12 protein-coding genes are annotated in these 11,933 nt (G+C 40.7%); 5 read left to right on the top strand and 7 right to left on the bottom strand.

Features of this window, described 5'->3' with window-relative positions; all coding sequences use genetic code 11:
• Window positions 1-16: 16 nt before the first annotated feature.
• The 5 genes from M3600_RS25440 to M3600_RS25420 all read right to left on the bottom strand — a co-directional run bounded on the left by M3600_RS25440 (window position 17) and on the right by M3600_RS25420 (window position 6,366).
• Entirely contained in the window at window positions 17-1,030 is a 1,014-nt protein-coding gene (locus M3600_RS25440; RefSeq protein WP_251648035.1) for an ABC transporter ATP-binding protein, read from the bottom strand.
• On the bottom strand, window positions 1,027-2,052 hold the full coding sequence (locus M3600_RS25435) for an ABC transporter ATP-binding protein (protein WP_233316278.1): 1,026 nt from the start codon (window positions 2,050-2,052) through the stop codon (window positions 1,027-1,029). The genes M3600_RS25440 and M3600_RS25435 overlap by 4 nt, the downstream gene beginning before the upstream one ends.
• Window positions 2,053-2,077: 25 nt before the next feature.
• Window positions 2,078-3,292: a M20 family metallopeptidase gene (locus tag M3600_RS25430; RefSeq protein ID WP_233316277.1), complete on the bottom strand. Its 1,215-nt coding sequence runs from the start codon at window positions 3,290-3,292 to the stop codon at window positions 2,078-2,080.
• A gap of 50 nt (window positions 3,293-3,342) precedes the next feature.
• Complete coding sequence (locus M3600_RS25425) at window positions 3,343-4,548, bottom strand: amidohydrolase (RefSeq protein ID WP_233316276.1); 1,206 nt, start codon at window positions 4,546-4,548, stop codon at window positions 3,343-3,345.
• 468 nt (window positions 4,549-5,016) lie between these two features.
• Window positions 5,017-6,366, bottom strand: a complete 1,350-nt coding sequence (locus M3600_RS25420; RefSeq protein WP_233316405.1) for an aspartate kinase — start codon at window positions 6,364-6,366, stop codon at window positions 5,017-5,019.
• A gap of 383 nt (window positions 6,367-6,749) precedes the next feature.
• Here M3600_RS25420 and M3600_RS25415 point away from each other — a divergent pair, with 383 nt between their 5' ends.
• Both M3600_RS25415 and M3600_RS25410 read left to right on the top strand, forming a co-directional pair.
• On the top strand, window positions 6,750-7,928 hold the full coding sequence (locus tag M3600_RS25415) for an MFS transporter (RefSeq protein WP_233316404.1): 1,179 nt from the start codon (window positions 6,750-6,752) through the stop codon (window positions 7,926-7,928).
• 110 nt (window positions 7,929-8,038) lie between these two features.
• Entirely contained in the window at window positions 8,039-8,257 is a 219-nt protein-coding gene (locus tag M3600_RS25410) for a hypothetical protein (protein ID WP_251648034.1), read from the top strand.
• Here the strand turns inward: M3600_RS25410 and M3600_RS25405 are convergent.
• Window positions 8,238-8,786, bottom strand: a complete 549-nt coding sequence (locus M3600_RS25405) for a helix-turn-helix domain-containing protein (RefSeq protein ID WP_233316274.1) — start codon at window positions 8,784-8,786, stop codon at window positions 8,238-8,240. The two genes, M3600_RS25410 and M3600_RS25405, sit on opposite strands and share 20 nt — an antisense overlap.
• Window positions 8,787-8,891: 105 nt before the next feature.
• On the opposite strand from M3600_RS25405, the gene M3600_RS25400 reads away from it, so the two are divergent.
• The 3 genes from M3600_RS25400 (at window position 8,892) to M3600_RS25390 (ending at window position 11,782) form a co-directional block, all read left to right on the top strand.
• Window positions 8,892-9,623 carry an AzlC family ABC transporter permease gene (locus M3600_RS25400; protein WP_251648041.1) on the top strand — a complete coding sequence of 244 codons (732 nt, stop codon included), beginning with the start codon at window positions 8,892-8,894 and terminating at the stop codon, window positions 9,621-9,623.
• Window positions 9,613-9,930 (top strand): AzlD domain-containing protein, encoded by a 318-nt coding sequence (locus tag M3600_RS25395; RefSeq protein ID WP_237940661.1) that lies wholly within the window; start codon window positions 9,613-9,615, stop codon window positions 9,928-9,930. Before M3600_RS25400 ends, M3600_RS25395 begins: the two co-directional genes overlap by 11 nt.
• Window positions 9,931-10,129: 199 nt before the next feature.
• Window positions 10,130-11,782, top strand: coding sequence for a glutamine--tRNA ligase/YqeY domain fusion protein (locus tag M3600_RS25390; RefSeq protein WP_237940660.1), 1,653 nt, complete (start codon window positions 10,130-10,132; stop codon window positions 11,780-11,782).
• 61 nt (window positions 11,783-11,843) lie between these two features.
• On the opposite strand, the gene M3600_RS25385 is transcribed toward M3600_RS25390, so the two are convergent.
• Window positions 11,844-11,933 (bottom strand): IS3 family transposase (locus M3600_RS25385; protein ID WP_164849538.1); only part of this gene is annotated, 90 nt, incomplete at its 5' end.

Here is an 11,933-nt window from a genome sequence, read left to right as displayed (position 1 = left end):
GAGCTCCCTCCCTTTGTTATGATAGTGGAAAATGACAGGCAACCGTATGGCTGTCTCCGCTCAAAACAGGCTCCTGCTCTCTGCAAATATTAGCCGCAAACGGACATCTCGTATAAAATCTGCACCCCTTTGGAGGATTAGCCGGACTCGGTACATCTCCTTCCACCACAATCCGCTCTCTATCCCGCAAATGCGGATTTGGAATCGGGTAGGCGCTTAACAACGCTTGTGTATACGGATGCTTTGGCCTTGCAAAGATATCACCGGTTTTGCCGAGCTCAACGATTTTCCCTAAGTACATAACCGCAATTCTATCACTGATATATTTGACTGCACCAAGGCCATGGGCAATGAAAAGGTAAGTTAAATTGAACTCCTTCTGTAAGTCCTTGAGCAGATTCAGCACCTGTGCCTGGATAGAAACATCAAGTGCAGATACAGGCTCATCACAAACAATCAATTTTGGATTCAGCATCAGTGCCCTTGCGATACCAATCCTTTGCCGCTGGCCACCTGAGAACTCATGAGGATATCTCCCCTTATGGAACTTAGTTAATCCCACTGTCTCAAGCATCTGATCTACCTTCTTGTTCACCTCTTCCTTTGAAGCTAATTTATGTGCCAACAGCGGCTCCGCTAAAAGATCGCCGATTCTTTTGCGCGGATTAAGGGAGGAATAAGGGTCCTGGAAAATTATTTGCATTTGAGTGCGGATTTTTCGCAATTCCCCTTTGCTTAAATCTGCCATATCTTTTCCTTCGAACAGCACACTCCCATCTGTCGGAGGGTCCAGCTTAACAATTGCTCTTCCTGTCGTTGATTTACCGCATCCCGATTCACCGACAAGTGAGATGGTTTCACCAGGATAGATGGAGAAATCCAGCCCATCAACAGCCTTTACATGACCGACTGTTTTCGACAGCACACCTTTTTTAATTGGGTAATATTTTTTGAGGTTTCTAATCTCTAACAACGGATCGGATAATTGTCCTAATATTCCGTCTTTTTCAGGTAAAGTTATCTTACTCATACATTTACCTCACTTCCACTAGTATGTGTGCTTGTCTTGCTGCCTGCCTCATCATAAAGCCAGCATCTTACTTTATGCTCACTCTTGCCATCAACCTCTACATGGGGAGGTCTTTCTGCAATGCATTTTTCCATTGCATAAGGACATCTTGTATGAAAACGGCAGCCCTTTGGCATTTGCTGCAATGTCGGTACAGACCCAGGGATAGAATACAGCTTCTCATCTGAATCGTATTCTAAATGAGGGATGGAATCGATTAAACCTTTTGTATATGGATGCTTCGGTTCATCGAATAATGTAAATACATCCGCTTCCTCCACCACCTGGCCGGCATACATAACAATCACCTTATCAGCCATTTCAGCAATAACGCCCAAATCATGTGTGATCATCATAATGGAAGTGTTCGATTCCTTTTTTAAGCTTTTCATTAGTTCCAGTATTTGCGCTTGAATTGTGACATCAAGGGCTGTTGTCGGCTCATCTGCAATCAACAGCTTTGGCTTGCAGGATAATGCCATCGCAATCATGACCCGCTGTCTCATTCCGCCTGATAGAGCATGGGGGTATTCATCAATAATTACTTCTGCTCTCGGTATCCCAACCTTTTGAAGCATTTCTACTGCATAGCTTTTTGCCTCTTTCGCATTGTAGTCCATATGCAGACGAATCAATTCAACCATTTGGTTTCCGATTGTGAATACCGGATTTAAGGAGGTCATCGGCTCCTGAAAGATCATGGAAATTTCGTTTCCGCGCACCTTTCTCATATCAGCCTCTGAAATTTGTGTTAAATCTTTGCCATTCAGCTTTACAGAGCCCTTTTTTATGAAGCCGTGTGTTCCGAGAAGTCTCATGATAGATAAAGAAGTAACACTCTTACCGCAGCCTGATTCACCGACAATCCCGATTGTCTCACCAGGCTCTAGCTGGAAAGTCACTTCTTCGACAGAAATGACTTCCCCCTTATCTGTTTTAAAAGCCGTTTGCAGTTTATCCACTTCTAAAATATTGTTCCCCATTCTTCCCCCTCCAGTTGAATTTCAGTTAAATAGTGGTTGATTCTACTAATGCATCAGCCTTTTCAGGATTCAGATAATAATCTACTAGACTCAAGAAAATTTTTGCTGTATGAAGCATTGCTCTCTCATCAAATGTAAACATTGGATGGTGATGAGGATAAACAGCACCGATTTCTTCGTTTCTAGCACCGACAGAAAAGAATGAGCCTGGTCTGTGTTGAAGATAATAAGCAAAATCCTCTCCGCCCATTCCTGGCTTCACGATTTCCACTAGCTTCTGATCTGGTAAATTAGCTGTAATGCACTCTACAAGAATATCTGTTTCTTCCTGTGTATTCACAGTGGAAGGATAGCCTCTTGAATAATCAAATTCATAGGTTGCATGAAATGCCTTGCAAACACCGCTAATCAGTTCATCCATTTCTTTTTCAATAAGGTCACGAACATCTTCGTCAAAAGTACGGACTGTGCCAGTTATTTCTGCAGTGTCTGCAATGACATTCCCAGCATTACCTGCATGGAAGGAGCCGATTGAGATAACAGCAGGTTTTTGCGGATTAACACGGCGGCTGACAATATGCTTTAATTGGTTAGCAATCTGCGCTCCAATTGCAATAGAATCAATTGTTTGGTGCGGAGAAGCTCCATGTCCGCCTTTGCCCTGAATCTTCAATTCAAAGGTATCACTTGCAGCAGAAGCAGGTCCGACTCCATATAGCACTTCTCCAAGCGCATTTCCTGAAGCAAGATGTGCCCCAAACACAACATCTACTCCATCAAGACATCCATCCTCTATCATGGCAATAGCCCCACCTGGCGGAAGCTCTTCTGCATGCTGATGTAAAAGCACAATATTGCCTGCAAGACTTTCCTTATTGTCATTCAGCACCTTTGCCACTGCCAGCAATGTGGCTGTATGACCATCATGTCCGCATGCATGCATGATTCCGTCTACCTTCGATTTAAAGGGAACATCCTTCTCATCTTGAATTGGCAATGCATCGAAGTCAGCTCTCAAAGCAATGGTTTTCCCCGGTTTAGCCCCGCGAATTTTTCCAACAACCCCATTTCCGCCAACATTTCTTCTTATTTCAATTCCGAAGCTCTCAAGTAAATCACCGATCATTTTGCTAGTGTTTACTTCTTGAAAGGAAAGCTCGGGATTTTCATGAAAATGACGTCTCCACTCCACCATTTTGCTATACATCGCTTCAATTTCTTCATACCATTTGCTTAACATTGCAGCATCTCTCCCATCCACTATTTAAATTATCAGCTTGACTACAAATCTTAAAGAACAGTTTCCGCCACTTCCTCTTGTGACTTAATAGCAACATAGTGCTCTACAATACTCAAGAAAGCTTTGCCGGCATTTATCATGGCTCTCTCATCAAAATCAAACATTGGATGGTGGTGCGGATAGCTTTGTGCCTCTTCTATTCTTGCACCAGTATGGAAGAACATGCCTGGTTTTTCTAGCAGATAATAGGAGAAGTCCTCTGCTCCCATAATTGGCAAAGATCGAACGACCATTTCCTTATCTAGGCTGTCTGCAATCACCTTCTCAAAAACAGCCACTTCCTCTTCATGATTATAAACGGCAGGATATCCTTTTATGTAATTCACTTCACAAGATGCTTGCATGCTTTCACAAACACTCTCTGCCATTAAGCGTATTTCCTCTTCCATAAATACACGTAAGTCTTTATCGAGTGTTCTTACTGTTCCAGTCAATGTTGCCTTTGAAGCAATAACATTTTTAGCATTGCCGCTGTGGAAGGAACCGATTGACAGTACAACAGGGTTCAGTGGATCTACTCTGCGGCTTGCAATGAACTGCAGTTGTGTAACAAGAGCTGTGCCGACAGCGATAGCATCGACCGTTTCATGTGGCGATGAACCGTGTCCGCCTTTTCCGCTTACTGTGATTTCAAATGCATCTGCTGCAGCCTGGGAATAACCTGGCTTGCAATAATACTTGCCTAACTCACTTAAACTGGATAGATGTGCTCCGAATACTACATCAACTCCTGCAAGGCAGTCATCTTCAATCATTGCCTTTGCACCGCCTGGTGACAGCTCCTCTGCATGCTGATGTAAAAGCACTATATTACCGGCGATGTTTTCCTTGTTATCCTGCAGTACCTTTGCAACGGCAAGCAATGTGGCAGTATGGCCGTCATGCCCGCAAGCATGCATTACACCAGCGACCTTTGACTTATAAGGCACTTCCTTCTCATCCTGAATTGGCAATGCATCAAAGTCTGCCCTCAAGGCAATCGTTTTCCCTGGTTTCGCTCCATAGATTTTTCCTACTACACCTCTGCCCCCAACATTGCGCCTCACTTCTATTCCGAATCCCTCAAGGATATCTGCAATCATCTTTGGAGTTTCAACCTCCTGGAATGACAGCTCAGGATACTGATGCATATGTCTTCTCCACTCCACCATCTGATCGAACATTGTTTCCAGCTCTTCATGCCATTTTTGTAACATACGTTCCCTCCTAATATAATGAAGAATTTTAATTACATCTTTCCAAAAGGTTTTTTGAGGTTTTAATAATTACAAATTAAAAAGTATATTTATTCACTCTTTTCTAGTTGAGTTGCCACTCTCTATTACTGGTAATATTAGCGAATTCCTCCTTTCTTTTTCCTAGCAAGTATTCTATTTCTTATAAATTAACTTCAATTTTCGGAATAGTATACTAAGTTTTTTTAATTATCATAATAAACAGAATTAATAGTTAATTATTGTATCTGCACTTATTTTTCCCCCGTTCTACCTACCACAACATTGTTTCCGCTTTCATTTTCTACTATAAACTAAATTTATGTCAGAAAATCTAACACTCATCTCAACTTAAATTTTTTTCTCACAATTTGTTTGTCCTACTCCAAATCATCAAAACTTAAGAGCAAACAAAAAACCTGCCGCTAATAAAAGCAGCAGGTGTAAATTTTATTGAAAAAACTCTTCGTATAATGCTTTCACAGCCTTCTTGGCAAAATGCTCTTTTACGCCAAACATCATGCTGACTTCAGACGAACCTTGGTTAATCATTTCTATATTAACTCCTGCCTGTGCCAGCGCTGCCGCTGCCCGCGATGTTGTTCCGACATTATGGCGCATTCCTTCTCCAACCACCATAATTAATGACAGATTATGCTCGATGACAGCTTCTTCTGCATGCAGTTCTTCCTTTATCCGGTCAAGCAGCTCTGATTCATTCACATGGAGCAGCTGGTCTTGACGCAAAATGATTGTCAAATCATCAATACCTGAAGGCATATGTTCATAAGAGATTCCATATTCCTCAAGAATAGAGAGAACTCTTCTAGCAAAGCCAATCTCTTTATTCATTAAATACTTGCTGATATAGATGGAGCAAAAACCTTTATCATTCGCAATTCCTACTACAGGTCCATTATCATTATCCCGCTTTGCTGCAATCTTTGTACCAGGAACGGCAGGATTATTCGTATTCTTTACATGAACCGGAATTCCCGCACGATAAGCAGGAATTAAAGCTTCTGCATGGAAGACAGAAAAGCCGGCATAAGAAAGCTCCCTCATCTCCCGATATGTAAGGACACTGATTTCCTTTGGCTGAGCCACAATAGCTGGATTTACGGAGTAGACTGCATCTACATCTGTGAAATTCTCATATACAGAAGCCTTGAGGCCATTTGCCAAGATTGCACCAGTTATATCAGAGCCGCTCCTTGAGAATGTGACAACCTCACCAGACTTGCTGTATCCGAAAAATCCTGGAAACACAATAATGTCATTATAGTCACGCAGCGAATATAAGCGGTCATAAGACTCTGGCAGCACTTGGGCATTACCTGGCTCATCTGTCACGATTAGCCCTGCTTCCTGTGGATTTACATATACTGCTTTTAAGCCTCTTGCTGTTAAGAAATTCGCAACCAATTTAGCATTGTTATCTTCCCCGCTCGCCTTTACTGCTTCCATAAAGGAATGGGCATTTTCTGTACTACCTGCTAACAGCTCCAGGAAATCTCCCTTAATCTGTGTGATGATGTCACTGGAAAGGTCAAGCTCTCTGGCAATATCTGCATACCTTTCGATAATCTGTTCTACCTCTTCGCCTGGATCCTTTCCTGCCAAAACCTTCTCACCGCAGCTGATAAGCAAATCTGTCACTTTCGTATCCTCATTATTTCTTTTCCCTGGGGCAGACACTACAACAACTCTGCGCTCATTATCTGCCTTAATGATTTGCAGTACCTTTTCCAGTTGCTGTCCTGAAGCTAATGAGCTTCCCCCAAACTTAACTACCTTCATGCCGCCATCTCCCATTGAATCAAGTATATTGTTTATGCTAGTCAATTCCCTCGCTATCATTCCCATAAACAGCGGAACATCTCGCTTAAGGGTATTTTTTAAATTTTCCATTATTAATACTAAACATATTATTGCTTTTTTGCACTAAAGAAGCAAGTGTTTTCTTCTCGTAAAATACATTTGTTCTTTTAAGGAATACAAATGCTGAATATTCTTAAAAAAATAAAATGAACTAGCACATTTCCAATATTTTTGTAAAGCTAAAGGCTTCCTTGTTTGTATGAATTGCGTTAAGATAATATTTAGAAAAACGAAATTGTTTTCGGAAAGAAGTGTTATTTTTGGACGATTATCAACAGTATTCAAAACGAAATTTAACAATCATGTGGTTCGCTAACTTCTTTATTAGCGGCAGCATGACAATGGTGTTACCTTTTTTATCTCTTTATATTGAGTCAATGGGCAATTTCTCAGAGGAATATGTTCAACATTGGTCAGGTCTCTGTTTTTCAGTCACCTTCATTGCCGCTTTTTTATTTTCTCCTATTTGGGGAAAGATTGGGGATAAGTATGGCAGAAAGAAAATCTTAATTGCGTTAGGTTTCGGTCTCGGACTCTCCATCTTTCTAATGAGCTTTGTCACTTCCGTATGGCAGTTATTCGCGCTCCGCTTTTTCACAGGCTTCTTTACAGGTTTTATTCCGATGTCACAGGCATTTATCGCTACACAAACTCCTAAAAAAACGGCTGGAAAGGTTCTCGGCACCTTGCAGACCGGAAGTATTACAGGCTCCCTCATCGGTCCTTTGCTTGGAGGAGCAATTGCTGACAGCTTCGGTTACTCTGCAACCTTCCGATATACTTCTTTTGCTATCCTTCTGTCCGTTATCTTGGTCTTCACCACAAAGGAATTCATCCTTCCTGTGAAGGATGGCATCAAAAAGCACTATTCGTCAAAAGAGGTGCTGGCCTATATACTAAAAAACCCAATATTTATTACAGTACTGCTAATATCTGCTGTTATTCAGATTGCCCATTTCAGCATTCAGCCGATCCTCTCTTTATATGTAAGTAAGCTGCACGGTCCAGAGAGCATCGCCTTATTTTCCGGCATCGCCTTTTCAGCAGCTGGGTTAGGAAACTTGCTGATGGCTCGAAAATGGGGAGAAATTGGTGATCGTAACGGCTATCTAAAGATACTTGTCATCTTGTTATTTATAGCAGGATTAGTCTACTTGCCAGGCGGATTTGTTCATGAATATTGGCAGCTGTTGATTATCCGCTTTATTCTCGGCGTATCCATTGGCGGACTTATACCAGTAAGGATAGCCTATATAAGGCAGGAGGTTCCGATTACTATGCAAGGCGAAGTGATGGGATACGAAACAAGCCTGCGCTTCCTTGGAAATGTGATTGGACCAACCTTCGGCGGATTGATAGCAGCACATTACGGCTTTTCAGCTGTTTTCTTTACAACAAGCAGCCTGCTGCTAATATGCGGCATTTTCTTAATAACAATGCTGCACCGCCATCCAAAATATGCAAAACAATCCATGTCATAACCTAACTTAGCATCTTTCATAAGAAAATGTATATAATAATAGGTATACTCTAAAAGCAAGGCTAAAGCTTTAAGAGTATACCTATTCTATTTATTGGAGGAATTTAAAAAATGGCTAAATCTGCTGCAAAAAAAAGACGGGAAAAACAGCTCCGAGAAACAGGATTCAACCCTGCTATTAAAAGAGGAGGCTGGGGCACCATCAACCATATGACAAAAACAACAAAAACAAAAGCTGAACTGCTGTCCAGTAAAGCGAAAAAACATAAAAAGAGCCATTCATCCGGCGATTTGGAGAATGGTTCTTTTTTTATTCCGGATAATAAATGAGAACAAAAAGTGTCGCCAAGGTTTCTCCAGTATTAATGTACAGATGATCTCGATTAGATGTAAAGGAAAGGGCATCCCCTTTTTCAAGATAGTATTTGTCATCACCAATAACGACAGCAACACTTCCCTCTCCAACAATCACATACTCCTCCCCTGCATGCTTTTCCGAAAAATGCTCTGTCTTTCCATCCATTTCAACAGTGTAGACTTCAAATTTCTTCTCAGGATGAAACGGGAACAGTGAAAACAGCCGATATTGATTTGCATCATCTCGAAACGGCTCAATCTCCTTAAATAACACCTTCTTTACAGTCGTTGTATTTTCCGTCATGAAATAAGAAAATGAAACTTGCAGCCCCATTGCGATTTTCCATAATGTTGAAACAGTCGGATTTGATTTCCCCTTTTCTATTTGGGCTAGCATTGCTTTGCTGACACCTGTCAGCTCTGCTGCTTTATCCAGACTATAACCTCTTGTTTTGCGCAGGTTTTCAAGATTTTGCCCAATAACATTTGTAATAGATTCCATTATACGCTCCTTAAATTTTCATTGATTTATGATTCTAGCTTTTATATACTGTACATTATAACATACATTCATATAATATATTAAACAACGTAGGAGGGTATCATCCTGGAATCTTCAAAAGTTTACGTAGAGAAGGAAGCAAACTCCTTTTCCTTTTTAGATGGGGTAAAGGACTGCATTCCCACATTGCTGGGATATATTAGTATTGGCTTAGCGATGGGTGTGGTTGGTGTCTCTTCCGGTTTAAGCATAGCGGCTGTATTTTTCATGTCTCTGCTTGTTTATGCTGGTTCGGCGCAGTTTATTATCTGTGCGATGATTGCTGCAGGCAGTCCAACTAGTGCGATTGTGCTGACAACGTTTATTGTTAACTTAAGACATTTACTGCTCAGCTCTGCACTAGCACCTAAATTTACACAATATTCTTTATTGAAAAACATCGGTATTGGCAGTCTTGTAACAGATGAGTCCTTTGGTGTTGCCATTACAAAGATTGCTAAAAATATCCCGATAACAGACCGGTGGATGAATGGTCTAAATATTACAGCCTATACAGTTTGGATTATTTCCTGTACTGTCGGCGCATATGCAGGCAAATGGTTCCCTGATCCTGAGATTTTTGGACTTGATTATGCCTTGACTGCTATGTTTATTGCCTTGCTGATTCTTCAGCTTCAAACAGTTCAGGCTTCCAAACTAAGGCACTATCTATTTCTGATAATAGTAATGGTAGTGTTAATGGTGCTCCTGTCAGCAGTTATGTCGAGCAGTCTTGCCGTCATCGTAGCAACAATTATAACAGCAACAGTTGGGGTGGTGACAAATAATGACAAGTGAATATCTCCTGCTTTTGCTTGCCTGCATGGTAGTAACAATCATTCCGAGAGTTTTGCCATTTATACTCGTAAGGAATTTCACTGTTCCTGAGCCTGTGGAAAAATGGCTTTCCTATTTGCCAGTTTGTATTTTCACAGGTTTAATTGTAGAAAATCTTTTATCCTCTTCCAGTGGTGGATTACATGTAGACTGGACTGTATTGGCTGCTTCCATTCCAACACTTCTGATAGCATTATTTACGAAAAGCTTGCTTACTACAGTGCTTGCAGGTGTGTTCCTGATGGCTGCTATCCGGTTCTTTTTTTAACAGAAACTTCTATTTTCCACCTAAAAAGAACAATTCTAGGACTTTCGTTTCTTAACTAGGAAGTTTATAATAAAAATTTGGATATATTATTGATATAATTAAAAGAAGAAATCTTTTTGCTGTATCATTTCTGCAAAATGTGCTAAATGGTAAAACTTAGCACATTTATCTTTATACATAAAAGAAAGGTGGCCATATAGTGGAGAACAATTCAAACTTTATTAAAAATATCATGAAGGAAGATTTGGAGACAGGCAAACACGATACTGTCATCACTCGTTTCCCTCCAGAGCCGAACGGCTATTTGCATATCGGTCATGCCAAGTCAATCTTCATTAATTTTGGACTGGCAGATGAATTTAAAGGGAAAACAAACTTGCGCTTTGATGACACAAACCCTTTGAAGGAAGATATTGAATATGTAAATGCAATTAAGGAAGATGTAGAATGGCTTGGTTACAAATGGGATAACTTGTTTTTTGCATCTGATTATTTCGAGGAGATGTACAACCGTGCCATCCTACTGATTAAAAAAGGTCTTGCTTATGTAGATGATTTAAATGCAGACCAAATTCGTGAGTATAGAGGAACATTGACAGAGCCAGGAAAAAACAGCCCGCATAGGGACCGCTCAGTAGAAGAAAACTTAGAGCTATTCCAAGCTATGAGAGATGGTAAGTTTGGCAATGGAGAAAAAGTTCTGCGTGCAAAAATTGATATGGCTTCTCCAAATATCAATTTACGTGACCCAGTAATCTACCGTATTTCACATGCTTCACACCATAATACAGGTGACAAGTGGTGCATTTACCCTATGTACAGCTTTGCCCATCCTTTAGAGGACGCTATTGAAGGTGTAACACACTCATTGTGTACAACAGAGTTTGAGGATCAACGTCCGCTGTATGATTGGGTTATTAGAGAATGTGAAATGGACAGCACGCCGCAACAAATTGAATTCGGCCGCTTAAACATTACGAATACGGTAATGAGTAAAAGAAAGCTGAAGCTTTTAGTGGATGAAAAATACGTAGACGGCTGGGATGATCCTCGCATGCCGACAATCTCCGGCTTGAGAAGAAGAGGCGTAACACCTGAAGCGATTAAAGAATTCAGTAAAGAGCTTGGTATTTCAAAAGGTTCTGGTGCAGTTGATTCAGCAATGCTGGACCACTTTGTACGTGAAGACTTGAAATTGAAAGCGCCTCGTACAATGGGCGTACTTAACCCATTGAAAGTAGTTATTACCAACTATCCTGAAGGGCAAGTTGAAATGCTGGAGGCAGAAATTAATCCAGAGAATCCAGAGATGGGAACACGTCAAATTCCATTCTCTCGTGAGATTTATATCGAACAGGAAGATTTCATGGAAAACCCTCCAAAGAAATATTTCCGTCTATTCCCTGGTAACGAAGTTCGCTTAAAACACGCTTACTTCATTAAATGCGAGGAAGTAATCAAGGATGAAGAAGGAAATGTTATCGAGCTTCGCTGTACGTATGATCAAGAAACAAAAAGCGGATCTGGATTTACAGGCAGAAAAGTAAAAGGAACATTGCACTGGGTGGAAGCGACGAATGCCATCCCTGCTGAGTTCCGCCTGTATGAGCCGCTTATTTTAGACGAAGAAGCGGAGGAAATGGCAGAAGGAGAAACCTTCCTTGACTATGTTAACGAGAAGTCTCTTGAAATTGTCCAAGGCTTCATTGAACCAAATATGAAGGATGTACAAGCATACGATAAATATCAATTCTTCAGACATGGATATTTCAGTGCAGATCCGAAATATACAACATCTGAAAAACCTGTATTTAACCGAATTGTTTCATTAAAGAGCTCCTTTAAGCTGTAAAATAAAAAAACACAGCACGCAATGTAAAGTGTACCCTTTGTAAAGGACATTTAAAAAAAGCCTAGGCAGTTTTAAGAAGATGATCTCTGTATTGAACAGGGGTCATCTTTTTTAAGTTCCACTGATATCTATAGTAATTGTAATAAATCAT

This window comes from Niallia sp. MER 6, from assembly GCF_023714395.1.
GTDB lineage: Bacteria > Bacillota > Bacilli > Bacillales > Cytobacillaceae > Niallia.
This window is presented reverse-complemented; position numbering and strand designations above follow the sequence as displayed.

Coding starts and splice junctions, on each gene's coding strand:
- M3600_RS25440 (WP_251648035.1), bottom strand. CDS start 1,030: ATGAGTAAGATAACTTTACCTGAAAAAGACGGAATATTAGGACAATTA.
- M3600_RS25435 (WP_233316278.1), bottom strand. CDS start 2,052: ATGGGGAACAATATTTTAGAAGTGGATAAACTGCAAACGGCTTTTAAA.
- M3600_RS25430 (WP_233316277.1), bottom strand. CDS start 3,292: ATGTTAAGCAAATGGTATGAAGAAATTGAAGCGATGTATAGCAAAATG.
- M3600_RS25425 (WP_233316276.1), bottom strand. CDS start 4,548: ATGTTACAAAAATGGCATGAAGAGCTGGAAACAATGTTCGATCAGATG.
- M3600_RS25420 (WP_233316405.1), bottom strand. CDS start 6,366: ATGAAGGTAGTTAAGTTTGGGGGAAGCTCATTAGCTTCAGGACAGCAA.
- M3600_RS25415 (WP_233316404.1), top strand. CDS start 6,750: ATGTGGTTCGCTAACTTCTTTATTAGCGGCAGCATGACAATGGTGTTA.
- M3600_RS25410 (WP_251648034.1), top strand. CDS start 8,039: ATGGCTAAATCTGCTGCAAAAAAAAGACGGGAAAAACAGCTCCGAGAA.
- M3600_RS25405 (WP_233316274.1), bottom strand. CDS start 8,786: ATGGAATCTATTACAAATGTTATTGGGCAAAATCTTGAAAACCTGCGC.
- M3600_RS25395 (WP_237940661.1), top strand. CDS start 9,613: ATGACAAGTGAATATCTCCTGCTTTTGCTTGCCTGCATGGTAGTAACA.